Here is a 26,519-nt window from a genome sequence, read left to right on the forward strand (position 1 = left end):
GGCACGCGGCAGCGGCCCCTTCCCCAGAGGGGAGCGGTGCATCGCGCTCTGGTATGTCGTTATTCCGGCTGGGCCTTCGTAGCAGTTCCGGAAGTGCCGAAGCTTCATGACCCTGGAACGATAACGGCGGATGCAAGACGTGTCTGAGACGCCAGTCGGATCGGTGCATTCACTGCACCATAGCCATGATAGCTGCGCCGCTCTACGATCTCGAAGAAAAAGCCGCCTTCCAAAGTCACGGTATAGACCTGAAAGTACTCGGCCCCGCCCTCGCGGTCATACAGGATATTATTCGCCCGCAGCTGTTGCACGTCGTCCGGAAACAGATCGCTTCGCGCTTCGAGGTCATCGTAGTAGTTCTCCGGAATCGGCAGGAGAGCGACCTTATTCGCTTTGAGGAGTTCGACAGTCGCAAGGATGTCGCCCGTCTCAAGGGCGATATGCTGGACCCCTGAGCCGAAAAGATCGTTGAGGAATCGGGACGACAATGTGCGCTGGCTCTGCGATGCGTTGAGGATCAGACGAAGCGAGCCATCACGGGTCTCGATAGCTTGGCTCTGCACCACGCCGCCCGGATCGATCACCGTCTGAGTTGGCGTCTTCCTTACGTCGAGGAGCGATGTGTAGAACAAAAGCCAGGTGAGCATCTCCTCGTAATGCATCGATTGGGACACATGATCGACAGAGCGCAGCCCGACTCCGGTGAAGTCGTCTGCCTCCACAGGCTCGAAATCGACATCCCAGAGCCGATCCAATCCAGTCTTGTGGTCAACGAAATACAGGAGGCTGCCGCCGAGACCGCGGACCGCCGGGATATTCATTTCACTGGGGCCGACCGGCTGCTGGAAGGGCTGGTCAAGGAGGGTCATCGCACGTTTCACGGTCGCTGGCGCATCGTCGACGCGCAGCGCCAAGGCACAGACGGAGGTGCCATGCGTGATATTGAAGGAATGGGCGAAGCCCTCCTTGTCCGCATTCACGACGATATTGATGTCACCCTGCCGCCACCGGGTCACAGCCTTTGAACGATGGCGGCCGGCCTTCTTGAAGCCCAGCCCGCATAAAGTCTGCTCGAAGCTGACGGCGCTGCGCTCGTCCACGGCGAATTCGAGAAACTCGACGCCTGAGCAGGTCGCCTTGGATGGGAGTTGCGGCAGATTGGGAACGACGGCTTGCGCGCGCAGGCGCAGTTCATCCAGCATGACAATGAGGGAGCGCTGCCCGTCGATGGCGACGCTGCGGGCGGAGCCGGCCCGAAAACGGTCGTTGAAGATCTCCAGGGACAGGAGCCCATCGAAGCCCGTTGCATGGAGGGCATTCATGAATTCGTCGATGGGCAGATCACCTTGTCCCGGGAAGCAGCGGTAATGGCGGCTCCAGGAGAGATAATCCATGTCGAGCTTCGGTGCATCCGCCATCTGCACGAGAAAGATCTTGTCGGATGGAATAGAGCAAATCGCGGACAGATCGGTCCCCCGCGCCAGCACATGAAAGGAATCGAGCACCAGTCCGACGGCCGGATGGTTCGTGCGCCGGACCACCTCCCAGGAATCGCGGTAATCGTGGATGTGCCGGCCCCAGGACAGAGCCTCGAAAGCCACGCGCATGCCGCGCTTGGCGGCGCGCTCCCCAAGTTCGTGGAAATCCGCGGCCGCCCGTTCGATCCCGCCTAGCGAATCCGACGAGACGTTGCTGCACACCATCAGAAGGTCGCAGCCGAGTTCCTCCATGACGTCGAACTTGCGCTCGGCGCGGGCGAACACCTTGGATCGCTGAGGCTCGGGCATGCCTTCGAAATCGCGGAACGGCTGAAAGGTTATCGTCTCCAGACCAAGGCCTTCGATCATGCGCCGGGCGTCGGCGGGCGTTCCGTTGAAGGAGAGAAGATCATTCTCGAAGATCTCCACACCCTTGAATTGCGCAGCCGCAATAGCCTCGATCTTCTCCGGGAGGGTACCGCTCAGGCAAACGGTGGCAATGGCTGTGCGCATGCTCGTCGTTCCATTTCCTCTCAAAAGATCGGGAGCGTAGTGCCGAAGCGACCCGCTTTTCTTTTTTGCTGCGCCGGACGTGAACTCGAACTCACGTCCGACGCGTTAACATTTTGATCTTGAGCATCTTCTCACCCAAAACCGGCCCCTACTTCCCGCGTTCGATGCTCTAACTGATGGTTCCCGTTGCGAGCGCATGCTCGACGCCACCGGCAACGTGGCGGGTCAGAACCTCGCAGGCACGCGCGGAATCTCTTGCGAGCGCGCATTCCAGAAGAAGAGCATGCTCGCGGGCGGCGACCTCACCGCGGTAGCTCAGGGCAATCATCTGATAGCGCAGGTACTTGTCGAAAACCGCCGCATGGTTGTCGATCAGCATCTTCGATCCACAGGCTGAGATGAGCGCCTGGTGAAACTGCCAATCGTAGCGCTTCCACTCCTCGGTGTGGCTTCGATCTCCGTCCGCCATCCGCTCTTCCATCCTGGCGAGCCGGTGGTGGGCGGCGACGATCCTGCCCTCCCAATCCATATCGCCGGCCCGGAACGACTGTTCCAGAGCGCGGCATTCGAGGAGTTGCCGGAGAGCGGCAATTTCTCTCAGGTTCGGGATTGAGACGGGCGCCACTTCGAAGCCCTTCTGCCCCTCGGCCACCACGAGCCGTTCGGAGTGAAGGCGGTTCAGGATCTCTCTGAGCGTGCTGACGCTAGCTCCGTAATCGACCTTCAAGCGCTCGAGCTTCAGCTTCTTGCCTGGGCGGAGCCGGCCGAAGATGATGTCGGACCGGATCTTCCGGTAGGCGCTCTCGCCGACCGTGGAGGGCTGAAGGATTGTCTGCACATCGTCCGTCATGTCAGCGCCCCGCTTTCCAGTGTGTGGGCCACGCATCCATTCACATGCCGGGTGAGCAGACGGCAGGCCTCGTCGGCCTTGCGCGTCAGGGCGCAGTTCAGCAGCATGCGATGCTCCTCGGCCGCGATTTCTCCGCGGAAAACGACGGCCACCATCTGATACCGAAGGTATTGGTCGAAGACGCCGCCGTAGAGATCGAGCAAGGTCTGGGAGCCACAAGCCTCGATCAGGCACTGGTGAAATTCGCGGTCGTACCGCTTCCAGAGTTCCGTGCCCTCCTGATTGCCGCCCAACATCTGCCGCTCCATGAAGGCGAGCTTGTGATGGGCAGCCACGACGCGGCTCTCCCATTCCAGATCCCCGGCCTTGAAGGACAGGGGCAGAGCGTAGGTTTCCAGGAGCAGCCGCATGGCCGCGACATCCTCGAATCCCTCAGGCGAAACCGGAGCGACCCGAAAGCCGCGCTGCCCTTCGGCGATCACGAGACCTTCCGACGACAGGCGACTCAGAATCTCCCGGAGGGTGCTGACGCTCGTCCCATATTCGCCTGCCAATCGGTCCAGCCGGAGACGTGCTCCCGGTTTCAGACGACCGAAAACGATGTCCGCCCGGATCCGATCATAGGCACGGTCTGCAATGGATGTTGCCAGCAACTCGATGCTCATCCGTCCACCATCCAGCGGCATCACTGGTCACCGCCAGCTCAAGATCTCAGCCCTGGGCAAGCCTCGATCATATGCCAAAACGCAAAATATCAGATGATTTTCTAAATGCCTATTGATTTTGTGATCGTCGGAGCGGATAGTTCCACCCAAGACGCAGTTCAATGCGCAGTACACAGGGAGAGGAAATCAATGGCATTCAGCATCAATCGGCGCCTCCTGATGGCAGCAGGCGCAGCCCTTCTGGCGTGGAGCGCAGATGGGCCAGCCACAGCCCAATCGCCCACGAACCTGCGGTTCTCGGCCGTCTTCTCGGAGCAGGACATCCGGGCCGAGATGATGAAGCGGTTCGGCGAGGACGTTAAGGCTCAGGGCTTCAACCTTCAGCCCTATTACGGCGGCAACCTGTTCAAGCAGGGCACCGAGCTCGTTGCCATGCAGCGGGGCAACCTGGAGATGGGCAACATCGCCCCGCAGGACATCTCCAATCAGGTCCCGGCCTGGTCCATCGTTACCTCCGCCTATCTGTTCCGCGATGCCGACCACCTGAAGAAGGTGTTCGCCGGCGATGTCGGGCAGCAGCTCAAGAAGATGGCTTCGGACCAGCTGGGCATTCACATTCTCGGACCCACCTATTTCGGTGCCCGCCAGGTCGGGTTGAAGCCGAACAAAAAGATCAACACGCCGGAGGATATGGCGGGAATCAAGCTGCGCATGCCCGGCGGCGATGCCTGGCAGTTCCTGGGCCAGGCCATCGGGGCGAACCCCACGCCGATGGCTTACGCGGAGGTTTATACGGGGCTGCAGACGGGTGCGATCGACGGCCAGGACAACCCGCTGCCGAACATACAGAACATGAAGTTCTACGAGGTGATGTCGCAGATTGCACTGACCTCGCATCTTGTCGGCTTCGATCTGCTGGCGGTGTCCAACAAGGTCTGGAACGCCATGTCGCCGGAGAAGCAGGCGGCCTTCCAGGCGGCGGCCGATAAGGCGATCGAATGGAGCACCCAGGAACACTTGAAGAAAGAGGCGGAACTTGTCAGCCTCTTCAAGGAGAAGGGCCTCGACGTCTATACGCCTGACCTGAAAGCCTTCCGCGACTTCGCTCAGAAGAAGTATCTCGCCTCAGATCTCGCGAAGAGCTGGGCGCCGGGCATGCTGGACAAGATCAACGCCATGTGAGGCCCGATCCTGGCTCGCCGGACATGCGCATCCGGCGGGCCCTTTTCTTCCGAGCGATGCTTGGATGACCCTTTCTGAACCAAGGGATGGATTTCCATGACCGCAGGGTTAAGGACGGTAGGCTCCTGGCTGGCCCGACGGGCCGAGAATGTCGTGGCCGCCATGCTGGCGGCGATGTTCCTGGCGTTTCTTCTCCAGATCGTCTTCCGGTATGTTCTCGGCCTGCCTATCGGCTGGACGCATGAGGCGAGCGTGATCCTCTGGATCTGGCTCGTTCTCTGGGGCGCAGCCTTCGTCATCACCGAACGCGAGGAGATCCGCTTCGATATCGTCTACGGAGCGGTCGGTCCCGGTGCCCGCAGGGTGCTGTGCGTCGTCACCGCCATCGCGCTCATCACACTGTACGTCATCTCATTCCCGGCGGTTCTGGATTACGTCACCTTCATGAAGGTGGAAAAGACCAGCTATCTCAAGATCCGCTTCGACTGGCTGTTCTCAATCTATATCGTTTTCGTCGTGGCCACCATCATCCGCTACATTTGGCTCGGCTGGCAGGCGCTGCGCGGCGTGGCACCCGACGAGTTCGATCCTACCAAGGCGAGTTCCGGCGTATGAACCTGACAAGCCCCTTCTCGCTCGCGGTCGTTGCGATCACGTTTCTCGCCTTTCTCGGGCTGCCGATCGGCCATGCGATGATCGCGGGCTCGATCCTGTATCTTTACCTAGCCGGACTGGACATGGGAACGGCTGCGGAGCAGCTCCTGAACGGGATGTATTCCAACTACATCATCCTTTCGGTGCCCTTGTTCGTTCTGGCCGCCGAGTTCATGAACATCGGTAGCATGACCGATCGGCTCATGGCGTTCTGCAACGCTCTCGTCGGCCGCTTCCGCGGAGGATTGGCTCACGTCAACATCCTGCAGAGCATCATCTTTGCCGGCATGTCTGGTTCGGCGATCGCGGATGCCGCCGGCACAGGCCGCATGATGCAGGTGATGATGACCCGCGACGGCCGATATACGCCGAGCTATGCGGCGGCCCTGACTGCCGCGTCGTCCGTCATCGGACCGATCATCCCTCCCTCGATCCCGATGGTGCTCTACGCCCTCGTATCCGATGCCTCGATCGGATATCTGTTCCTTGGCGGCGTGATTCCTGGCCTCCTGATGGCGTTGAGTCAGATGATCATCGTCTTCATCACGGCGCGCCGCAAGAACTTCCCGGTCGAGAAGCCGGTTCCCATGCGCAAGCTGCCGCGGATCACCTGGGAAGCATTTCCCTCCCTGATGATGCCGGTCGTTCTTCTCGGTGGTATCTACAGCGGCGTGATGACGCCCACAGAGGCTGCTGCGGTGGCGGCCGCCTACGCGCTCGTCATTTCGGCTGGCCTCTATCGCAGTGTGAGCTGGCGCGACTTCTACCGATCGCTCGCGATCAGCGCACGCACGACGGCCTCCATCGGCATGCTGATCGCCGGCGCGCTCGTATTCAACTACGTTGTCACCGTCGAAAATATCCCCGAAGGCGTGAAGGCGCTGCTCTCGGCATGGAATCTCTCGCCGGTCGGTTTCCTGATCCTGGTCAACATTCTGCTGCTGGTGTTGGGCTGCGTGCTGGAAGGAACGGCGATCCTGCTCATCGTCGTGCCGGTCTTCGTTCCGACGGCGCAGGCGCTCGGCATTGATCTTGTGCATTTCGGCGTCGTGGTGGTCGTGAACATCATGATCGGCCTGATCACGCCGCCTTACGGCCTGCTTCTCTTCATCATGGCGAACATCTCCGGAGAGCCGCTGCGCGACATCGTTCGCGATACGCTCCCTTTCCTCTTCGCCATGATCGTGGCGCTCGCGATCCTTACCTTCGTGCCTGAAACCGTCCTCTGGCTCCCACGGCTGTTCGGCTATCAGGGGTGAATGGCCCCATCTGCAGAGAAGTGTCTTCATGAGCAAACCGATCTACATTCTCAATGGCCCCAATCTCAATCGTCTTGGAACCCGCGAGCCGGGGATCTACGGTCGGACGACCTTGGCCGAAGTTGAGGCTTCGTGCCGTGAGGCTGCGTCTGGCCGTCCCATCATCTTCCGTCAATCCAACCGGGAATATGAGATTATCGAGTGGGTTCACGAAGCGATCGACGAAGGCGGCGGCATCATCATCAACCCGGCTGCCTTCACGTTCACGTCCATGGCCATCATGGATGCGCTGAAGATGTTCCCTGGCCCAATTATCGAGTTGCACATCTCGAACATCCACAAGCGCGAGCCGATCTATCACAAGTCCTATGTCTCCCCGGTAGCGACGGCCGTCATCGCGGGCCTTGGCACGAACGGCTATTCCGTGGCCTTACGGGCCATATTCGACCTGATCGGCAAGCCGCCTGCCGGGGCCTGATGTCCATGACGGAAGAGCCATCCCATGAAGCCGAATCCCGGACCGGCAAGGCCAGGGATGTTGGGGTCTGCCCGTCAGTTCTCGTCGGATTGGTCGGCACCGGCATCCAGGCCTCCCGAACGCCGCGCCTTCACGAGCAGGAAGGGGCCGAGCAGGGATTGCGATATGTTTACAAGCTGATCGACTTGGAAATGTTCGGCCTTGATGCGAGCGCCCTGCTCGACATCCTCAAGGCTGCCCGGTATTTCGGCTTTGCGGGCCTCAACATCACCCATCCCTGCAAGCAGGCCATCATTCCGCTTCTCGACGACTTGTCGCCAGACGCGGCGGCACTGGGGGCCGTCAACACGGTGGTGCTGAAGAATGGTCGAAGCATCGGACACAACACCGATTGGTGGGGCTTTGCGGAAAGCTTCCGGCGCGAGTTGTCCGATGTGCGCCGCAGCCGTGTGGTTCAGTTCGGCGCCGGGGGCGCCGGCGCGGCCGTTGCCCATGCCCTCCTGACGCTGGGCACGGGGGAAGTCATTGTCGTCGATCAGGATGACGGCCGCGCCCAACGTCTCGTCGCGACGTTGCGCGAACGGTTCGGCCAAAGCCGTGCAGCAACCGGCATTCCTGTTGCTGACGCAATGGCGACGGCCGATGGAATGGTCAATGCAACACCCCTCGGCATGGCAAAGTATCCCGGCATGGCCGTTCCGGCCGATCTGCTGCGCTCGGATCTCTGGGTCGCGGATATCGTCTATTTTCCCCTGGAGACCGAGTTGCTCGCCCAGGCGCGCGCTCACGGCTGCCGCACCATGTCCGGCGGCGGAATGGCCGTTTTCCAGGCCGTTGGCGCCTTCCGTCTCTTCACGGGCCGCGAACCGGATGCCACCCGGATGCTCCAACACTTCAGCGCGATGTAAAAGTCGGGAACGAAACTTCAATTGACGTGACCAGTCACTTTGTCCAAACGCGATCCTGCTCGCGTCAGTCATGGGCCATCTGTAGATGCGGGAAAGCGTCAAACGGTTTGCTGAGCAACGCCGCTTGGTGCCGGTGATCCTCCGCGCGCCCCGCTCTGCGAAACTTTGTCAGCTCACCGAACGTTACTGCTGCGTGTTCACCAACAGAAGGAGCCAAGGCATGGACTGGAACCGGGTCGAGGGCAACTGGAAGCAGGTCAAGGGCAAAATCAAGGAGCAGTGGGGTAATCTCACGGACGACGATCTGAATGTCATCAATGGCCAGCGTGATCAGCTCGAAGGCAAGATCCAAGAACGCTATGGTCTCGAAAAGGACCGTGTACGCCAGGATGTCGATGACTGGTACAACCGCCAGACTTGGTAACTGTCGGCTTTTTCCGGGGATTTCTTTCTTGATCTGCGCCGGGCCGTCACGGCGCAGATCATAGCTTCAATCCGTTGATAGCCGTCGTGTGAACGACGAGCCTCGGCTCCCCGCGCAAGCTTTTCAGGCGCACAAGGGGGCGCCGCACTCGAAACGGAGCGAATGGTCGGCGCGACCGAAAACACGCCATGATAGGCGCTTGGCGGATCGTCCGGACAAGGCGATGGTCTCCGTCCCTTCAGTGTTTTTGGGTCCCTGTCTCAGTGATTGTCGCGCGGCACGGGCGCCCCGGTTTTTCCGACCAGGAAATCGAGGTCGGCCCCTTGGTCCGCCTGCATGACGTGATCGACATACATCTTCACATAGCCGCGGGAAGCATGGGCCGCCGGGGGCGTCCAGGCCGCGCGCCGGCGCTCCAGTTCCGCCGCCTCCACATGAAGATGCAGGCTGCGCGCCGCGACGTCGAGCGTGATCAGATCCCCGTTCTGCACCAGCGCCAGCGGTCCGCCGGCGGCCGCTTCCGGGGCCACGTGCAGAACCACCGTGCCGTACGCCGTGCCCGACATGCGCGCATCCGAGATCCGGATCATGTCGCGCACGCCCTTCCTGAGCAGCTTCTGGGGCAGCGGCATGTTGCCGACCTCGGCCATCCCGGGATAGCCCTTCGGGCCGCAGTTCTTCAGCACCATGACGCAGCTCTCGTCGATGTCGAGGCTGTCGTCGTCGATCCGCTCGTGCAGCTCCTCGATGGTCTCGAAGACCACGGCCCGGCCGGTATGCTGCATCAGCCCGGGCGAGGCCGCGGACGGCTTGATGACGGCGCCATCGGGCGCAAGATTGCCGCGCAGGATCGCGATGCCGGCATCCGGCTTGAACGGCTGCTCGAACGGGGTGATCACCTCCCGGTTCCAGCAGGGCGCGTCCTTGACGTTGTCCCAGAGCGGCTTGCCGTTGACGGTCGGCGCCTCCTTGTGCAGCAGACCGCGCTCGCCGAGGCTCCGCAGCACCACCGGCAGGCCGCCCGCGTAGTAGAAATCCTCCATCAGGAAGCGGCCCGACGGCATCAGGTCGACGAGGCAGTGGATGTCGCGGCCGAGCCGGTCGAAATCGTCCAGCGTCAGGTCGATCCCGGCCCGTCCGGCGATCGCCAGCAGATGCACGACGGCGTTGGTCGAGCCGCCGATGGCGGCCAGGGTGCGGATGGCGTTCTCGAAGGCCGGGCGGGTCAGGATCTGCGAGAGAACCAGATCCTCCTGCACCATTTCGACGATGCGCCGGCCCGCCCGGCGGGCGAGGTGGTTGCGGCGGGCATCGGCGGCCGGAATGGCGGCATTCTCCGGCAGGCCGACGCCGAGCGCCTCGACCATCGCGGCCATGGTCGAGCCGGTGCCCATGGTCATGCAATGCCCGGCCGAGCGGTTCATGCCGCCTTCGGCCTCGTGGAACTCCGGGAGGCTGACTTCGCCGGCGCGCAGCTGCTCGCTCATCGAGATGATGTTGGTGCCCGAGCCGATATAGGTGCCGCGATAGACGCCGCGCAGCTGCGGCCCGCCCGAGACGCCGATGGTCGGCAGGTCGGCGGAGGCCGCGCCCATCAGCAGGGCCGGCGTGGTCTTGTCGCAGCCCATGAGCAGGACCACGCCGTCGAGCGGGTGGGCCCGCAGGGCCTCTTCCACGTCCATCGCGGCGAGGTTGCGAAACAGCATGGCGGTCGGCCGCATGGTGACCTCGCCGAGCGACGAGACCGGAAACTCGAGCGGGAAGCCGCCGGCATCCAGCACCCCGTATCGCACGTGCTCGGCCAGCGTGCGGAAATGGGCATTGCACGGCGTCAGTTCGGACCAGGTGTTGCAGATCCCGATCACCGGGCGGCCTTCGAACTGATCCTGCGGGAACCCGCTGTTCTTCAGGAACGAGCGATAATAAAAGCCCATCTTGTCCTGGCGGCCAAACCAGGCCTGGCTGCGCAGGCGCTTCTTCTCAGTCATTTCATTTCTCTCCTAAAGGTCCGTCAGACGGCGACGCCATTCCGGCGTTCGAGCTCGACAAGGAGTCCGCTATGGTCGAGGTCGCCCGTGTTCGCGATGAGACCACGGAAGAGATCGGCAGTGAGGGCGGTGTAGGGGATGGCGTCCAGGGCGAGCCGCTCGGCGGCATCGAGGGCGTTGTCGAGATCCTTAAGGTGCGTGACCGAACGCCCCTTGGTGACGAAGTCCCGTTCCACCATCCGCTGACCATGGAGTTCAAGAATGCGGCTCTCGGCAAAGCCGCCGCGAAGAGCCTCCCGAACCTTGGCCGGATCCGCTCCACCGCGCTGCGCCAAGAGCAGCGCTTCGGCGACGGCACCGATGGTGACGCCAACGATGATCTGATTGGCGAGCTTCGCGAGCTGGCCGGCCCCGTGCGGGCCGACATGAACGGGGCGGCCCATGACTTCTAGAATTGGCTTCACGCGGGAGAAAACCTGTTCGTCGCCGCCAGCCATGATCGCCAGCGTCCCCTGCTCCGCCCCCACCGTTCCACCTGAAACCGGTGCATCAATGTGGTCAATCCCACGCGCGGCCAGGTGCCCGGCATGATCTTGAGCCTCCGCCGGCTTGATGGAGCTCATGTCGACGACGATGCTGCCCCGTCGCAAGGTATCGGCAACCCCTTGTGAGAATAGCACGTCGCTCACAATGTCTCCGTTCTCGAGCATGAGAACGACGATGTCTGCACTCTGAACCGCCTGGGAGGCGGTCTCGGCTATACGCGCCCCGAACGGGATGAGCGTCTCGGCTTTCTCACGTGACCGGTTCCAGGCGGTCACTTCATAGCCTGCCTCGAGTAATCGCCGTGCCTGGCGAGCCCCCATGAGGCCGATACCGAGGAACGCCACGGCAACGGAACTAGACGGCGTCACTGGACCCTCCTTCACACGGTCTCGCCCGGGGTACCGCGCGAGCCTCCTGACATTGCACTCATGCCGTCGCGGCAGATGTCTTGCGCCGCATCAGCTTACGCAGCAGGGCAGACAGAGCAGGACTGAAGGCAAGCGCGAGACCAATCACCATGAGCGTTGCGACGAGGCCATTCGACCAGAAGATCGACACGGATCCCTTCGACATGATCATCGACTGCCGGAAGGCATCTTCGGCCTTGTCTCCGATCACCATCGCCAGCACGAGCGGGGCGATTGGATAGTCCAGCTTCTTGAACAGGTACCCCACGATACCAAAGGCCAGCGCCAACCAGAGATCGAAAGGTCGTCCTGCAACGGTGTAGGCACCGATGAAGCACACGATGACGATCACCGGGCCGATAATGGAGAAAGGAATGCGCAGGATCGAGGCAAAGAGCGGAATTGTCACCAGCACCAAGAGCACAGCGACAACATTGCCAAGATACATGCTTGCGATCAGACCCCAGACGAAATCCGGCCGTTCGATGAATAGCATGGGGCCGGGATTGAGACCCCAGATCATCAGGCCACCCATCATCACGGCGGCAGTCGCCGACCCGGGAACACCCAGAGCCAGCATCGGCAGGATCGCGCTGCTGCCAGCGGCATGGTCCGCCGTCTCCGGAGCAACGATACCTTCCGGCGTGCCTTTTCCAAATGCCTCCTTGCGGCGAGAGAAGCGCTTTGCCAATCCATAACTCATGAAGGAGGCTGCAGTCGGACCACCGGGTGTGATGCCCATCCAGCAGCCAATGGCGCTGCTGCGCAGCAGCGTCACCCAGTAGCGCGGCAGCGTCGCGATGGTCTGAAGGACATCTCGGATTCTGACGCGGGCCTTGATACCATCGAAACGAAGCCCTTCCTCCATGGTGAGCATGAGTTCGCCGATACCGAAGAGGCCAATGACGGCGGTAAGGAAGCTGATGCCGGACATGAGCTCGCTGAAGCCGTAGGTGAGGCGCAGCCCGCCTGAGACCGTGTCCATGCCGACGGTCGCAAAGGCAAAGCCCAGCCCCATAGAAGCGACCGTCTTGAGAGGGGACGCGCCACCGAGGCCGATGAAGCTGGCAAATGCCACGAAGTAGACCGCGAAATACTCAGGCGAGCTGAACCGAAGCGCGAACTTCGCCACCCAGGTCGATAGAACCGTGATGAGGATAATGCCCACCAGAGCGCCGAAGCCCGCCGACAGGAACGCAAGTGTCAGCGCTTGCGTAGCCTGCCCCTGTCGGGCCATCGGATAGCCGTCGAAGGTCGTTGCGACGGATGAAGGCTCACCTGGAATATTGAACAGAATGGAGGTCGTGGATCCGCCGAACAACGCGCCCCAGTACATGCTGGTGAGCAGAATGATCGCCGCGACCGGATCCATTGTGAATGTCAGTGGCAGCAGCAACGAGACGCCGTTCGGTGCGCCGAGGCCCGGCAGAACACCGACAAGGATGCCCAGCAGTACGCCAACGATCATCAGAGCGATGTGATACGTCGATAGCGCAACGCCGAAACCATGAAGAAGTGATGCAAAATTTTCCACGGCCTGTCTCCGTCAGGGCTGGAGGCTAGCGCCTCGTGCGAAAAAGCAGACCTGGTCTTTCGCAAGAACGATGCGCTGTTCTATAGGGGGAGCATCGGAGGGAATCTCAAAAGTGGATTCCACTTCCCGCGTCCGGTGCTCTAGTAGAGGCCCAGAGCGGCTTCGAGCGGTCCTTTCAGCAGGGGGACCTGAAATGCGACTTCGAGCACGAGGTAAAATGCGACTGCTGCGGCTACGCCGGAGGCAGCGGATATGAAGAGTCGGTAGCCGCCTTGCACTCGCATGACGAAAGCGAGGTAGATCGCTGCTGCCACATAAAGTCCGAGCAGGAGTGAGCCCACCACGAAGATGACAATCGGGATGAAGAATGAAGCGACGCGCCTCGCCTGCTCGTGGTCCAGAAAGAGCGATTGCAATCTCTGGCGGCCAACGAACGATTGTATCAGGGTGCCGACGCTTGCGGCAACCACGAGAAGACCGACATAGAAGGGAAAGGCGCCAGGCTCCGGTCCCGCATCTCCCCAACCGATACCGAACTCGAGTGCGCCGACCACGGCAGCGAGGCCTAAGCCTGCCGTGAGCATTGCGGTTCCGACCTCAGCCGTAAAACGAGAAATCATGGTGCTCATCCAGCTTGATAATGCCGTGCGGGTTCAGCCGGCGCAGACAAGTCCACGCCGGCTATTGAGAACGTCACGGTTAGTGGACGACCCAGCCTTCTTTCTCGAAGACCTTGCGGTTCTTGGCATCATCCGAACTGATGAAGCTCTTCAAGTCCGCGCCGGCCAGGAAGCGACTGGTTTGAGAGGTACGCTCGATGTACTCCTTCCACTCCGGTGTCTCGCTCGCCTTCTTCAGAACGTCGACATAGAACGCGACCGCCTCTGAGGGAACGCCACCCGGCAGCCATACGGTGCGCGGCATCTGGAACTGGTCGATCGGAATACCGGCCTCTTTGCAGGTCGGGATGTCGGACCAGCCCATCGCGGCAGTGACTTTCGGGCCTTCCGGCAGGCGCGTCGGACTGAACACACAGAGGGGGGTTACGGTGCCGGCCTTCCACTGCCCGACATTCTCGTTGGGATTATTGGTGTTCGAGTCAATGTGACCGCCGGCAAGCTGCACGCCAGCTGCCCCGCCTCCTTGGAAGGGAACATAGATGAACTTGGCACCAACCGCATCCTGGATGAGACTTGTGAGCGTCTGATCTGTGTCCTTCGATTGGCTGCCGCCCATCTTGAAGGTCTCCGGCTTCGCCTTCACCGCCTCGATGTAACTCTTGGCATCCTTGTAGGGAGAGTCCGCATTGACCCAGAGCAGGAACTCATCGAGGGCCATGGCTGCAACCGGCGTCAAATCGTCTGCCTTGTAGGCGAGTTTCGCCACATACGGCAGCAGATAGGCGTTGTTGGTCCCGAAAGTCAGCTTATAGGGATCGCCCGCAGCGACTTTCGTATAGACGAATCCCTCTGCGCCACTGCCGCCACCCTTATTGGTGACAATGACGGATTGATCCATCAACTTGTACTTTGAGATGATCGACTGCACGACACGGGCGAAATTGTCCGTACCGCCACCCGGACTTGAAGTGACGACGAACTCGACAGTCTTCGTCGGTTTCCAGTCAGCCTGGGCTCCTCCTGCGAACGTGACCGCAATCGCGGTCGCAATCAGCCATGACGTTTTCTTGAGCATCACTCATTTCCTCCTTTTGAACGGTTCCATCCGATAGCGTCAGCTCTTGCGCTGATCTTGCTCTTAGGGATTGACGGCCGCAGCGAAATTAGTGCCAGCTTCGCCTCTGGCTCGGCGGGCCCGCCCTTCCGATCCCATGCGGATTGCTAATGAAAGCGCCTCGCGACTTGCGCCAAGATTTGCGATCCCGCGGCCTGCGATCTCGTAGGCTGTTCCATGCGCGGGGGTGCAGATCGGGAACGGGAAACCGCCGATGAGCGTGACACCCCTATCAAAGCCCATGAGTTTCATCGCGATCTGCCCTTGATCGTGATACATCGTCAAAACGGCATCGAAGTCGCCACTCTTGGCCCGCAGGAATACGGTGTCCGACGGGAACGGCCCGTCGACGGTAAAACCTTTGGCGACGGCTTGGCGGACAGCCGGCTCGATCACGTCGATTTCCTCGCTGCCGAAGTTGCCCCCGTCGCCTGCATGAGGATTGAGACCGGCAACCGCGATCCGTGGCGGGTTGAACCCGGCGGCGCGCATGCACTGGTCTGCGAGAGTCAGGGATCTGAGGATCGATGGCTCCGAAATGGCGGAGGCTACCTGTGATAGCGGAATGTGCGAGGTGACGCGGGCGTTCCAGAGCTTGCCCAGCACGTTGAACTCGCTTGCGTCTACTGAGGTCTTGAGTACGTCGCGAACGAAGCGGATCTCGTCATCGTAGCCGTCATAGGCAAGGCGCATGGCCTTCTTGTTGAAAGGCGTGAAGAACACGCCGTCGGCACGTCCCGACTGTGCCAGAAGGAGCGCGCGTCGGAAGTTCTCTGTGGCGAACAGACCGCCTTCCAGAGTTGCTGTGGCGGGAACGACTTGATCCGGGCTGAGATTCTTCAGGTCAATAAATACCGGACGACTTATGTGATCAGGAACAACATCCTCACTTGCCACAACCTCTACGTCCATGGTGACGCCAGCAACCTTGGCACCGCCCTCCAGTATCCGCAGGTCGCCAAAGACAAGCAGGTCGGCCCGACTACGAAACTCGTCGGACGCAATGAGCTTGGCGGCCAGTTCCGGGCTGATGCCTGCCGGATCGCCCATAGCGAAGGCAATCGTCGGCTTAGCTGAACTTGACGTTGAAGAATGCGAGCTCACAGCAACCCCTTCCCGAGATGAGATGGGGACGCTACCAACGAAAATGTGGGAGCACAAGCATTCTGCATACAGCATTTTGTTTGCGTGAGCTCAGTATAAAGTCTATATGGAACAAAGCTTCACTTTCTGTTTTCTGTGCGTTTAAGCGGCTGGAATCGGATCGAACAATGACAACGGGAACATTAGTCCTGCTCGACGAAGACCTCGATGTCCGCGGCCCTATCGCCCGCCCCAGCCTTCACGATGCGATCGTGACCCGGGTCCGTGACATGATCATCGAGGGTGAACTTTCGGCCGGGAGCCGGATCCATGAAGGCAACCTCGGCAAAACGCTTGGGGTCTCTCGCACCCCTTTGCGAGAAGCGCTCAAGTTCCTCGCAAGCGAGGGGCTTGTTGAGCTGTCGCCGGGGCGCGGTGCGGTCGTGCGGCAGTTCAGTGCTAAGGACGTCCACGACAGCCTTGTAGTCCTCGGCAATCTAGAAGGCTTGGCCGGCCGCCTCGCCTGTGAACACGCGTCGGACGACGAGATCAAAGAGGTGCGCGGGCTGCATGATAGCATGATCGACATGTACGAGAAGCGGGATCGCCTGCCCTACTTCAAGTTGAACCAGAATATTCATTCGGCCATCCTGCGCCTTTCCAAGAACGAGGCTCTGGCCTATGTGCACGGTATTCTGCAGGCCCGCCTGCGGCGGATCCGGTATATCGGCAATGAAGGGCCGGAGAAGTGGGCCGGAGCAGTTGCCGATCATGAAGAGATCATCGGCGCTTTAGAGGCACGGGATTCGGATCGCCTGTGCGCAGTGCTGACTGCTCACATGGAGAAGACATGGCAGCGCGTGAAGAATGCCATCTGAGATCTCACTGTGTTACCGCCAATCCATTTGCTCTCCATGAGCGAGCATCTCCAAGAGCCGTGGCGTGAGCGCTGAGAGCAAGCTCCGAGAGGCCATTTGTCGGTTCGGTCGGTCCCTGTTCGAGCGTGGGCTGACGGCCGGTTCATCGGGGAACATTTCCACTCGCCTTGACGACGGAGGGTGGCTGACGACACCAACCAACAGTTCGCTCGGTTTCCTCGATCCGGCCCGGCTGAGCCGCCTCGATTCCGAGGGTCGTCTTCTTTCGGGTGATGCGCCAACCAAGGAACTGCCGCTCCACGCGGCACTGTACGCAACGCGTCAGGATGCGGGCGCCATCGTTCATCTGCACTCCACTCACTCCGTCGCCGTCTCGATGCTCCCGGAAGTGAATCCGCACGATGTGCTTCCGCCGATGACAGCCTATTACGTAATGCGGGTCGGACGCACCGCGCTTGTGCCCTACTACCGTCCCGGCGACCCTGCCGTCGCGGACGCCATCCGTGGCCTTGCCGGGCGCTACAGCGCGGTTCTCCTTGCCAATCACGGTCCGGTCGTGGCGGGCAAGGATCTTGAGGCGGCGGTATATGCGACCGAAGAACTGGAAGAGACCGCAAAGCTTCATCTTCTGCTGCACCACCTCAACCCGCGGGTGCTGACACGCGCCCAGGTTCGCGATCTCGTAACCCATTTCAAGCTGGATCAGGCGACCGGCTCAGATGATCCGGAAGAGAGCAACGGCTCGTGCACCGAGCCTCACATCCATTCCAACACATGCGGATGAACCGATGCCCCGCTTCTCGGCCAATCTTGGCTTTCTCTTCACCGAACACTCCGAGCTGGATCGGTTCGCCGCGGCTGCCGCCAGCGGCTTCAAGGCTGTCGAAATGCACTGGCCCTATCAGGTGCCCGCTTCGGCAATGCGCGGGGAACTGCAGCGGAACGGCCTGACGATGCTGGGAGTGAACACGCCCGTCGGCAACGCGGTCGGGGGTGATTTCGGCCTGGGAGCAGTGCCGGGACGAGAGGGCGAATTCCAGCAGACCGTGGATGTGGCCGTGTCATACGGCTCCCAGATCGGCGCAAGTGCCGTCCATTGTATGGCCGGGGCGGTATCGCCCGATGCCCTCGAGGCTGCCGAGCGTACTTTCATCGAGAACCTGAAGGTTGCAGCCGACAAGGCGGGCCGGGCCGGCATGACGGTCCTGATCGAGCCCATCAACCACCGGGACAAGCCCGGCTACTTTCTCTCTCGCGTCGAGCAGGCCGCAGGGATCATCGAGCAGGTGGCTCGCTCGAACGTGAAGATCATGTTCGACTGCTATCATACCCAGATCATGCAGGGCGATCTGACCCGCCGCCTCGAGACCCACCTGAAGCTCCTCGGGCATGTTCAGATCGCGGCCGTGCCCAGCCGTGCGGAACCGGACGAGGGCGAGATCGACTATGCCGAGATCTGCCGTGCCCTCGACCGGATGGGATATGACGGCTGGGTTGGTGCCGAGTACAGGCCGCGCGGACGCACCGAGGATGGGCTTGGGTGGCTCTCGGCCTGGTCGGACGGCTGCAACCCATCTTCCGTAGGGAGCGACCAGGCATGAAACTCGGATGCATCGCAGACGATCTGACGGGAGCGACAGACCTTGCGCTCATGCTCGCCCGCGAAGGGCTCAAGACCGTTCAGACCATCGGCGTGCCGGGGCCAGATGTGGATCTCTCCGGAGCTGACGCCGTCGTTGTCGCCCTGAAGTCGAGAACCATCCCCGCGAGGGCCGCTGTCGCACTATCCCTGTCCGCGGCCGAGGCTTTGCGGAAGGCAGGAGCACGGCACTTCTTCTTCAAGTACTGCTCCACCTTCGACTCCACGGACGAAGGTAATATCGGACCGGTAACTGAAGCACTTCTTGGTTTCACGGGCAGTAACATCACCCTCGCCTGCCCCGCCTTCCCTGCCACCGGCCGCACGATCTATCAGGGGTGTCTCTTCGTCAATGGCGTGCCGCTGCATGAGAGCAGCATGAAGGATCACCCGCTGACGCCCATGCGGGACGCCAATCTCGTGCGGGTTCTACAGCGGCAGACGAAGCTCTCCGTCGGCCTCGTGACATTCGAAGATGTTGAGGCAGGTCCCGATGCGATCCGGGCCGCCTTCGAGCGGGAGCAGAAAGCCGGCCACCGGATCGTGATTGTCGATGCCCTGACCGATCGGCATCTGCGCTCGATCGGCACCTCGGCGGCTGATTTCCCGCTGATCACCGGCGGATCGGGTGTTGCCATGGGCCTGCCTGCGGCCTACCGCGCGGGCGAGAGCGTCATTCGAAAGGCCCCTGCCGACAGGTTCGATGCTCCCGAAGGACGCGAGATCATCCTTGCCGGATCCTGCTCAAGCGCAACCAACCGGCAGGTCGAAACGGCGATGGAGCGAGGCGTTCCGGCCTTTCGCCTCGATCCCACGGCCCTCGCATCCGGCACCATGACCGCAGCGACCGTTCTCGATTGGCTTTCGACCCAGACGACGGGCGGTCCTGTCCTCATCTACTCGACGGCGAAACCGGAGGCGGTGCAGGAGGTGCAGCGACAAATCGGCCGCATGGAAGCAGGCGAGATCGTGGAGCGGACCCTGGCCGAGATCGCGCGCTCCTTGCCGGCCCGCGGCTTCACGCGCCTCATCGTGGCCGGCGGCGAAACGTCGGGCGCTGTCGTCAATGCTCTTGGCGTGCAGGCACTCACGATCGGGCCGGAGATCGACCCGGGCGTTCCGTGGACGCGGACGCTTGCGGGAACCGACCTGGCACTTGCGCTTAAGTCAGGCAATTTCGGCGCCCCGGACTTCTTCCTGAAGGCATGGAGCATGCTCCGGTAACGCTCTGCGCAAGTGGATGGCCCGTCCGAACGCTCAACGAAAACATTTCGAGTGCCACCGAGCATATCGGCTGGGAGGAATACGCAATGAACTACCATGCCTATTATTCAAAAGCCGAGCGCCCTGTTGAGACCTGCGTCGTCGGAACAGGCGGCTTCGGGCAGAGCTTTCTCGGCCAGGCTCAGCGCGTCCCGCTTATGAACGCACGCATCGCCGTTGATCTGACGGCAGAGAGCGCGGCATCAGGGTTGAGGGCCGCGGGCATCGCGCCACGAAGAATTCAAATTTGCACATCTGCAAGAGATGCCAGGGTTGCTTGGGATCGGTGCGACTACATCGCGGCCGGCGACCTTGCGGTTGTGGCCGAACTTCCGGTGGACGTCGTGGTCGAGGCGACAGGACAGCCTGTTGCCGCAGCCAGGCACGCGCTCATCGCGATGGAAGCCGGGAAGCATCTTGCGCTCGTGACGAAGGAACTGGATAGCGTCATCGGGCCAGGGCTCAAGGCTCTTGCGGCGGACCGTGACCTGATCGTCACGACGGTCGACGGAGATCAGCCAAGCCTCCTTATCGGTCTCGTGACTTGGGCGGAGGTGATGGGCTTCGACATCATCGCAGCCGGAAAGTCGAGTGAGTACGACTTCGTCTTCGATCCGACCACACGGCAGGTGAGCAGCAACGGGCGGGTGGCGTACGACGTCAACCTTGCCCCTCACTGGGACTTGGGCGAGCGTGCGGTTGATGAAATTCTGAGAGAGCGGCACGCTGCTATCGCTACCTTTCCGCAGCGCGCTGTTCCCGACCTATGCGAACTCATGGTCGTTGCGAACGCTACCGGACTGCAGCCCGATCGCATGGACCTCCACGCTCCTCTCGCGCGTATCGGCGAAGTGCCAACGATCTTTTCACGACGTGAGAGTGGCGGGCTTCTCGCTGGTGGACGCCGCCTCGATGTGTTCCACTGTCTCCGCAAGCCGGACGAGATCAGCTTCGCAGGTGGCGTCTTTGCAGTCATCCGCTGCGAGGACGCCAAGAGCTGGGAGATGCTTGCTCAAAAAGGACACATCGTCAGCCGGACCGGCGAAACGGCAATGGCTTACCTGCCCCGCCACCTTTTGGGGCTCGAAGCCGCCTCAAGCATCCTCGATGCGGCGGTTCACCGCGTCTCTGGCTACGGGTCCGATTACCGGCCGCGCTACGACCTGATTGCTGTTGCAACAGAGGACCTCCCCGCTGGAACGCTCCTGACCATGGGAGGCCATCATCACACGATCTCTGGGGTCACCGCCGAGTTCAGGCCTGCCGGACCGCTGACGGCCGACGCACCGGCGCCATATTACCTCGCGGCCGATTGCAGGCTTGCGGCTCCGGTTCGCAAAGGTGAGGAAATCGGCATTGGCAAGCTGGAGCTCCTGGAAGAATCGCCCCTGCTCAGGCTTCGCCGCAGTCAGGATACGCGTTTCTTTGGTCGCTAGCGCATCGTGCGGACCCAGCGGGCCGCTCGAACGATGCGCTATTTTAAGGAGTGGAGCATCGGATTGGATCCCAAGAGTGGGTCCACTTTTCACGTCCGATGCTCTAGTGAAGGATCTTGCCCAGAAAATCTCGAGCTCGTTCGGATTTTGGTGCCGAGAAGAATTCCTGAGTTGGCGAAATCTCCACAATCGAGCCGGCATCCATGAAAACCACTCGGTCAGCGACCTGGCGGGCAAATCCCATCTCGTGCGTGACGCACAGCATGGTCATGCCGTCGCGGGCGAGTTCCGCCATGACGGCCAGGACTTCGTTGATCATCTCGGGATCGAGAGCCGAGGTCGGTTCGTCGAACAGCATGACTTCAGGATCCATCGACAACGAACGGGCAATGGCAACCCGCTGCTGCTGACCGCCCGAGAGCTGGCTGGGATACTTCTTGGCATGCGCCGTCAGGCCGACGCGATCCAGCAGGGAGAGAGCTTTGACTTCGGCAGCGGCGCGCGAACGCTTTAGCACCTTGATCTGGGCGATCGTCAAGTTTTCCAGCACCGTGAGGTGAGGAAACAGTTCGAAATGCTGAAACACCATGCCGATCCTCCGGCGCAGTTCCGGCAATTTCACCCCCGCCGCCTTGATGGACCGACCCTGAAAGAGGATGTCCCCCTTCTCGAAGCTCTCAAGGCCGTTGATCAGCTTGATGAGGGTCGATTTGCCCGAGCCAGACGGACCGCAGAAGATGACGACCTCGCCCTTTCCCACCTGCACACTACAATCGTGCAAGGCCCGAAAGTCATGATACCACTTTGAGACATTCTTCAGTTCGATCATTATCGTATCGATCCTTGCTGCAATTTCCGGACCAGGCCGCTGAGGCTCGAGCAGATGGCCCAATAGACAATTCCGGCGAAAACCAGCATCTGCATGAGGTTGCCGTCTCGTTCGCCGATGCTGACCGCGTTGCGGAAGAAATCGCCGAGCGAGATCACATAGACCAGCGAAGTATCCTGGAAAATCACGATGCATTGCGTCATGATGATCGGCAGGACCGCGCGGAAGGCCTGCGGCAGGATAATATGGCGCATTGACTGCATGTAGGTCATGCCAAGCGACGCGGAGGCGTTGAACTGGCCCCTGGACAGACCGATGATGCCTGAGCGGATGATCTCGGCGAAGAATGCCGATTCAAGCAGCACGAACGCCACCATCGCCGACACCAGACGAATATCAACGCTGGGCGAAATGTTGAAGACTGCCTTTAGGGCCTGCGGCACGATGAGATAAAACCACAGAAGCAGCATCACCAGCGGAATCGATCGGAAAAGGGTGACGTAGATCCGTGTGAATGCCTGCAGGAACCTGCTTTTCGACGCTGCGAACAGAGCAAGCAGCGTTCCCCCTAGAAGACCGCCGATGATGGCAACGGTTGTCACTTGGAGGGTGATCGCGATGCCGGTGCCTATGATGCCCCAGGCGGACGCAATGTTCTGGAAGAACTCCATTCCCATTATCCTCTCACCATGCCTGGGAGGGCCGCGCGCCGCCTGACCAGACCCATCACCTGCAGGATGACGAAATTGAGCAGCATGTAAGCGACGGTCACGACGATAAAGGATTCGTAAGGTTGGGCCGTATAGTCGACCAATTGCCGCGCCTGTCCGCTAAGCTCCAGCAGTCCGATCGTGGACGCGACGGCCGAGTTCTTCGAAATGATCAGGAACTCCGACGTCAATGGCGGAAGGATCTTCCGGAAGGCTTGCGGCAAAAGGATATGGCGAAAGCTCTGCATCGTCGTGAAGCCGAGAGAGAGGGACGCCTGGAACTGACCGCGCGACAGCGATCCTATCCCGGCCCGCATCTGCTCGCAGATGCGGGCGCTGGTGAAGAAGCCGAGTGCGAGCACCGACATCATGAAGACCTGGGTCATGGGCGTGATGCTCTTGATCCAGTCGCCGATAGCGGTCGGCAGGATCTCGGGCACGACGAAGTACCAGATAAAGAACTGCACGATCAGCGGGATGTTTCGGAAGACCGAGACATAGACTGCACCGATCACGTCGCCCGCCCGGCCGGGCCACGCCCGGACAATTCCGAGCGTGGTGCCGAGCAAAAGCGCAAGTAGCCATGCCGCGATCGTCAGCGCTGACGTCACGATGAGACCGTCAATGACCCAGCCGAGATATGTCGAGTTTTCGCCTGTGGCGACCGGCTGCAGCAGAGCGTCCCAGCTCCAGTTATAGGTCATAATTGTGGTTTCCCTGCTTCAGCCGACCGCCGCGCTCCGTCAGTTCAGGATGTTGCTGTTGGGCTGAGCGAACAGGCCTTTGAGGTCATCCGACATCGGGAAATCGAGGTTGAGGCCGCGGGGTGGGATCGGAGACATGAACCACTTCTGGTAGATCTGGGCAGCCTTACCCGAGGTCTGCAGGTCGGCTATCGTCGTGTCCAGAAGCTGCTTCATCTGCGCATCGCCCTTTCGCACCATGCAGGCATAGCTTTCACGGGATTGCGGCGTGCCTGTGATGACGTATTTGGATGGATCCTTCGCCTTCGCCCGCTCGCCGGCCAGCAGCGCATCATCCATCATCATGGCCTTGGCACGCCCGGTCGACAGCATCAGGAAGGATTCGGCGTGATCCTTGGCGCTGACGATGTTCATGCCCATCTGCTTCTCGGTGTTCATCTTCCGCAGCAGGACTTCCGAGGTCGTCCCCGCGCCGACGACGACATTCTGCCCCTTGAGGTCGGGAAAATCGCTGATACCTGAGTCCTTTTGCGTCATCAGCCGTGTGCCCACGACGAAGATGCTGTTGGTGAAGTCGACCTGCTTCTCGCGGGACTCGTTATGCGTCGTCGTCGTGCATTCAAAGTCGATAGTCCCGTTCTGCAGAAGCGAAATGCGGTTCTGGGACGTGATCGGCAGTTTCCTGACCTCCAGATCAGGGCGCCCGATCTTTGCTTTAATCTGCTCGATCACGGCATCGGTGAAGTCCATGGAGTAGCCCATTGGATTCTTGGCGTCGTCGTAATAGGAGAACGGGATCGAGGCCTCGCGATACCCGACCACGACGACGCCGTCCTCCGCGATTTTTGCCAAGGTGCCGTCCAGCCCCGTCGCCTGTGCGTGAGCGGCCGTCGCGCCGACGCTGATCAGCGCGGCCGTTGCGACACACGCGAGATATTTTGCAATCGCCATCGTCATTCGTCTTCTCCCTTGTCGTTCAGTATTGCGGACACATCGATCACGTACATTTGCCGCTCGTGTTCGTGCATCGAGTCGATGCAGACGCGTTGGCCATCCTGGCTCCATCGCGGATGCAAATCGCAGCGGTTTTCCTTGGTCAAGTTCGGATCGGCATAGAAGCTGCCGACATCGTGACGGATGTTCCGTTCGACATCGAAAAGGATGAGAACCCGCTCGTTCGTCACTGAATCCGGGTAGGTGTCTGTCAGAAGCCATCTCTTGTTGATCGGAGAATAGGTCATGTGACCGTTTTCGGTCAGGATGCCATCACCGACGATCGTAACCCGCGTAGGATGAACATCTTCGTAAAGATGATAGTGGATCGCCCCGCCATGCGGCCCCCACACGATGATATGGCGATCATCGCGCCACAGAGGGTGAGAAATCTGATATTCCGACTTTTCGTAATCGAAGGTGCCGACCTGGCTCGGATCGAAATTCTCGGCCAGTTGCGGCAGCGGATGGTCCGAGCATTCCAAGATCCGCACGTCGTTTCCGCCGGGATCCATCGTGATCAGGCGATGCAGGAAGCACGTTTCATCCTCGACCCGTTCGGTCCAGCGATGTAGGAAAAGAACCCGGTCAGAGGACGGGTTGATCTCGATATGGCTGACCCAGTGTATCGCCCTGTCCATCGACGGCCGGTGATCGAGCGCCTTCAGCTCCGCATAGCTGATCAGCAGCCGGGTCTCGCCCGTTTCCAGATCGATCCGGTGGATGCCGTCGTCATCGGGACACAGGGGCAGGTCGCTTTTCGCGCCATCCTGCCCGACATAGCCGATCGTCTTGTGCGTTATGTACAGCCGCTCGTAATCGACCGTCAGAGCATAGCGGCCATTCGGCGCCGCGACATAGATGGGCGCGTCGAGCTCGCGCGACTCTCCGGTATCCAGGTCGTGGATGACCGAGCCGAAGCCCGGATACAGGCCTCCCATTGCACGTACGTTGTAGATCAGGCGACGGCTGGTCGCAGCATCCAGCCACTGCAGCTGACTTCCCATCTGCCAGTTCCAGGCGGTCGTTGCGCCTATGACGTGAAAGGCGCCGTCGCCCGCCATATCGAAAAAGCCGATCTCGGCAACTGAATCCACTCCGATCTCGAAGTCGCGAGCCGGAACGCGGTGACCAAGCAGCAATCGATCCTGCGCGCCCCAGTTGGTCTTGTCGTAGTAACCAAAAAAGTGATGTCCCGCATCGTTGCCAATCCGTTGCACGAGCCGAGTTTGCGTCAGGGCTTTGTTCGACGATTCAAGGGGAAAATTCACGGGTGCCTCACTGGTCAGCGCGTCATATTGGACCTGCCAGAGGCCAACCTAGTGGCGACCAGGAATGCTGAAAAATGCTTTGTTGACACATATCTATGCACATTTGATATAGTCTTTATCGTGAGTCCTAGGGTGTGACCGGGTGTCCAAGCCATATAGTTTTCAACAGATTCAAGCCTTTAAGGCTGTCATGGAGACCGGCACGACGACCACTGCCGCGATAGCGCTGAACACGACGCAGCCGTCGATCAGCCGGAAGCTGGCAGATTTTCAACGTGCGACTGGGCTCAAGCTGTTTGAGCACCATCACGGCCGACTCCGGCCCACTCGGGAGGGGCGCCAGCTCTACGAATCCGTTCGGCGGAATTTCGAAGGGTTGGAGAAGATTGAGACAGCGGTCGGTATCCTTCGCAAGTCGGGCGCTGGCGTTCTTCGCCTCGGGAGCACCTCCACCTTGGCCACAGGCCTGCTGCCGCAGGTGATCAAGCGCTTCCTAGCCCAGTTTCCTGGTACTTTCGTTGGGCTTCAGACCCTTCCGACGCCTCAGCTTGCGGATCTGCTGAACCAAAACCTGATCGACCTCGCCGTGACCACGGGTGATGTGGATCCGTCGATCTTTGAAACCCGTGTCATGACGACGACCTCAGCCGTTTGCATCGTTCCACAAAACCACCCGCTGGCGCGCGCAGACTGGGTCGATCTGGAAGAACTGCGTAGGCATCAGATGATCCTGCTCAACGATTCGGACAACATAGTGATCCGCATGCGTGAGCTGCTCGCCAGGCTCGGTGCTCCGGAGAACATCGTGGTCGAGACGAACTCCTCGATTACCATCTGCGCGCTCGTCGTGGCGGGAGTGGGCGTCGGCATCGTGAACCCCTATATCGCGAACACCATGTCTCAAGGGCTGGTCATCAAGGAACTGCGCCCCTCAATTCGCGTCGATGTATCGCTGGCCCGATCCATGGCGCTTGCCCCGTCGCTTCTGGGAGAAGCTTTCTCCCGTCTGCTTGCCGACTCGACTGCCTAGCCGCATTCTCCTTCCTCGATGCACTGCACGGACCACTCGGAATGGATCCCCCACGAGGCGCGC

26 protein-coding genes are annotated in these 26,519 nt (G+C 60.7%); 12 read left to right on the forward strand and 14 right to left on the reverse strand.

Annotated features, from left to right (window positions below):
• Positions 1–104: 104 nt before the first annotated feature.
• The 3 genes from AB8841_RS06030 to AB8841_RS06040 all read right to left on the reverse strand — a co-directional run bounded on the left by AB8841_RS06030 (position 105) and on the right by AB8841_RS06040 (position 3,506).
• Positions 105–1,991, reverse strand: a complete 1,887-nt coding sequence (locus AB8841_RS06030) for a bifunctional sugar phosphate isomerase/epimerase/4-hydroxyphenylpyruvate dioxygenase family protein (RefSeq protein WP_370434922.1) — start codon at positions 1,989–1,991, stop codon at positions 105–107.
• 169 nt (positions 1,992–2,160) lie between these two features.
• Positions 2,161–2,820: a GntR family transcriptional regulator gene (locus tag AB8841_RS06035; RefSeq protein ID WP_370435553.1), complete on the reverse strand. Its 660-nt coding sequence runs from the start codon at positions 2,818–2,820 to the stop codon at positions 2,161–2,163.
• 17 nt (positions 2,821–2,837) lie between these two features.
• A complete protein-coding gene (locus AB8841_RS06040; RefSeq protein WP_370434923.1) occupies positions 2,838–3,506 on the reverse strand; it encodes a GntR family transcriptional regulator in 669 nt (222 codons plus the stop codon).
• 189 nt (positions 3,507–3,695) lie between these two features.
• Here AB8841_RS06040 and dctP point away from each other — a divergent pair, with 189 nt between their 5' ends.
• The 6 genes from dctP to AB8841_RS06070 all read left to right on the forward strand — a co-directional run bounded on the left by dctP (position 3,696) and on the right by AB8841_RS06070 (position 8,411).
• On the forward strand, positions 3,696–4,688 hold the full coding sequence (gene dctP, locus AB8841_RS06045; RefSeq protein ID WP_370434924.1) for a TRAP transporter substrate-binding protein DctP: 993 nt from the start codon (positions 3,696–3,698) through the stop codon (positions 4,686–4,688).
• Positions 4,689–4,784: 96 nt separating this feature from the next.
• Positions 4,785–5,303, forward strand: coding sequence for a TRAP transporter small permease (locus AB8841_RS06050; RefSeq protein WP_370434925.1), 519 nt, complete (start codon positions 4,785–4,787; stop codon positions 5,301–5,303).
• On the forward strand, positions 5,300–6,601 hold the full coding sequence (locus AB8841_RS06055; RefSeq protein WP_370434926.1) for a TRAP transporter large permease: 1,302 nt from the start codon (positions 5,300–5,302) through the stop codon (positions 6,599–6,601). The genes AB8841_RS06050 and AB8841_RS06055 overlap by 4 nt, the downstream gene beginning before the upstream one ends.
• Positions 6,602–6,629: 28 nt before the next feature.
• Positions 6,630–7,079, forward strand: coding sequence for a type II 3-dehydroquinate dehydratase (locus AB8841_RS06060; protein ID WP_370434927.1), 450 nt, complete (start codon positions 6,630–6,632; stop codon positions 7,077–7,079).
• A gap of 5 nt (positions 7,080–7,084) precedes the next feature.
• Positions 7,085–7,987 carry a shikimate dehydrogenase gene (locus AB8841_RS06065; protein WP_370434928.1) on the forward strand — a complete coding sequence of 301 codons (903 nt, stop codon included), beginning with the start codon at positions 7,085–7,087 and terminating at the stop codon, positions 7,985–7,987.
• Positions 7,988–8,207: 220 nt separating this feature from the next.
• On the forward strand, positions 8,208–8,411 hold the full coding sequence (locus tag AB8841_RS06070; RefSeq protein WP_370435554.1) for a CsbD family protein: 204 nt from the start codon (positions 8,208–8,210) through the stop codon (positions 8,409–8,411).
• 260 nt (positions 8,412–8,671) lie between these two features.
• On the opposite strand, the gene AB8841_RS06075 is transcribed toward AB8841_RS06070, so the two are convergent.
• The 6 genes from AB8841_RS06075 to AB8841_RS06100 all read right to left on the reverse strand — a co-directional run bounded on the left by AB8841_RS06075 (position 8,672) and on the right by AB8841_RS06100 (position 15,670).
• Positions 8,672–10,399, reverse strand: coding sequence for an IlvD/Edd family dehydratase (locus tag AB8841_RS06075; protein WP_370434929.1), 1,728 nt, complete (start codon positions 10,397–10,399; stop codon positions 8,672–8,674).
• A 23-nt stretch (positions 10,400–10,422) separates the two neighbouring features.
• Complete coding sequence (locus tag AB8841_RS06080; RefSeq protein ID WP_370434930.1) at positions 10,423–11,313, reverse strand: NAD(P)-dependent oxidoreductase; 891 nt, start codon at positions 11,311–11,313, stop codon at positions 10,423–10,425.
• Positions 11,314–11,371: 58 nt separating this feature from the next.
• Positions 11,372–12,886: a tripartite tricarboxylate transporter permease gene (locus tag AB8841_RS06085; RefSeq protein ID WP_370434931.1), complete on the reverse strand. Its 1,515-nt coding sequence runs from the start codon at positions 12,884–12,886 to the stop codon at positions 11,372–11,374.
• A gap of 140 nt (positions 12,887–13,026) precedes the next feature.
• On the reverse strand, positions 13,027–13,506 hold the full coding sequence (locus AB8841_RS06090) for a tripartite tricarboxylate transporter TctB family protein (RefSeq protein ID WP_370434932.1): 480 nt from the start codon (positions 13,504–13,506) through the stop codon (positions 13,027–13,029).
• 79 nt (positions 13,507–13,585) lie between these two features.
• On the reverse strand, positions 13,586–14,581 hold the full coding sequence (locus AB8841_RS06095) for a Bug family tripartite tricarboxylate transporter substrate binding protein (protein ID WP_370434933.1): 996 nt from the start codon (positions 14,579–14,581) through the stop codon (positions 13,586–13,588).
• A gap of 63 nt (positions 14,582–14,644) precedes the next feature.
• Positions 14,645–15,670 (reverse strand): 4-hydroxythreonine-4-phosphate dehydrogenase PdxA, encoded by a 1,026-nt coding sequence (locus tag AB8841_RS06100; protein ID WP_370434934.1) that lies wholly within the window; start codon positions 15,668–15,670, stop codon positions 14,645–14,647.
• A gap of 221 nt (positions 15,671–15,891) precedes the next feature.
• Here AB8841_RS06100 and AB8841_RS06105 point away from each other — a divergent pair, with 221 nt between their 5' ends.
• From AB8841_RS06105 to AB8841_RS06125, 5 genes are all read left to right on the forward strand, one after another.
• A complete protein-coding gene (locus AB8841_RS06105; protein ID WP_370434935.1) occupies positions 15,892–16,581 on the forward strand; it encodes a GntR family transcriptional regulator in 690 nt (229 codons plus the stop codon).
• Between the two features lie 64 nt (positions 16,582–16,645).
• A complete protein-coding gene (gene otnC / locus AB8841_RS06110; protein WP_370434936.1) occupies positions 16,646–17,365 on the forward strand; it encodes a 3-oxo-tetronate 4-phosphate decarboxylase in 720 nt (239 codons plus the stop codon).
• A gap of 4 nt (positions 17,366–17,369) precedes the next feature.
• Entirely contained in the window at positions 17,370–18,182 is an 813-nt protein-coding gene (locus tag AB8841_RS06115; RefSeq protein WP_370434937.1) for a hydroxypyruvate isomerase family protein, read from the forward strand.
• A complete protein-coding gene (gene otnK, locus AB8841_RS06120; RefSeq protein WP_370434938.1) occupies positions 18,179–19,444 on the forward strand; it encodes a 3-oxo-tetronate kinase in 1,266 nt (421 codons plus the stop codon). The genes AB8841_RS06115 and otnK overlap by 4 nt, the downstream gene beginning before the upstream one ends.
• Before the next feature lie 86 nt (positions 19,445–19,530).
• On the forward strand, positions 19,531–20,919 hold the full coding sequence (locus AB8841_RS06125) for an NAD(P)H-dependent oxidoreductase (protein ID WP_370434939.1): 1,389 nt from the start codon (positions 19,531–19,533) through the stop codon (positions 20,917–20,919).
• Between the two features lie 103 nt (positions 20,920–21,022).
• Here AB8841_RS06125 and AB8841_RS06130 read toward each other — a convergent pair whose 3' ends face one another.
• Genes AB8841_RS06130 through AB8841_RS06150 form a run of 5 tightly spaced genes read right to left on the reverse strand, consistent with a single transcriptional unit; the run spans position 21,023 to position 25,375 of the window.
• Positions 21,023–21,748 carry an amino acid ABC transporter ATP-binding protein gene (locus AB8841_RS06130; RefSeq protein ID WP_370435555.1) on the reverse strand — a complete coding sequence of 242 codons (726 nt, stop codon included), beginning with the start codon at positions 21,746–21,748 and terminating at the stop codon, positions 21,023–21,025.
• Positions 21,748–22,419, reverse strand: coding sequence for an ABC transporter permease subunit (locus AB8841_RS06135; RefSeq protein ID WP_370434940.1), 672 nt, complete (start codon positions 22,417–22,419; stop codon positions 21,748–21,750). The genes AB8841_RS06130 and AB8841_RS06135 overlap by 1 nt, the downstream gene beginning before the upstream one ends.
• A gap of 5 nt (positions 22,420–22,424) precedes the next feature.
• Positions 22,425–23,162 carry an amino acid ABC transporter permease gene (locus AB8841_RS06140; protein ID WP_370434941.1) on the reverse strand — a complete coding sequence of 246 codons (738 nt, stop codon included), beginning with the start codon at positions 23,160–23,162 and terminating at the stop codon, positions 22,425–22,427.
• Between the two features lie 39 nt (positions 23,163–23,201).
• Positions 23,202–24,119 (reverse strand): glutamate/aspartate ABC transporter substrate-binding protein, encoded by a 918-nt coding sequence (locus AB8841_RS06145; RefSeq protein WP_370434942.1) that lies wholly within the window; start codon positions 24,117–24,119, stop codon positions 23,202–23,204.
• On the reverse strand, positions 24,116–25,375 hold the full coding sequence (locus AB8841_RS06150; RefSeq protein WP_370434943.1) for a hypothetical protein: 1,260 nt from the start codon (positions 25,373–25,375) through the stop codon (positions 24,116–24,118). The genes AB8841_RS06145 and AB8841_RS06150 overlap by 4 nt, the downstream gene beginning before the upstream one ends.
• Before the next feature lie 193 nt (positions 25,376–25,568).
• Between AB8841_RS06150 and AB8841_RS06155 the strand changes: the two genes are divergently transcribed.
• Positions 25,569–26,456 (forward strand): LysR substrate-binding domain-containing protein, encoded by an 888-nt coding sequence (locus AB8841_RS06155; protein WP_370434944.1) that lies wholly within the window; start codon positions 25,569–25,571, stop codon positions 26,454–26,456.
• Positions 26,457–26,519: the final 63 nt, after the last annotated feature.

It is taken from the genome of Microvirga sp. TS319, assembly GCF_041276405.1.
Lineage (GTDB): Bacteria > Pseudomonadota > Alphaproteobacteria > Rhizobiales > Beijerinckiaceae > Microvirga.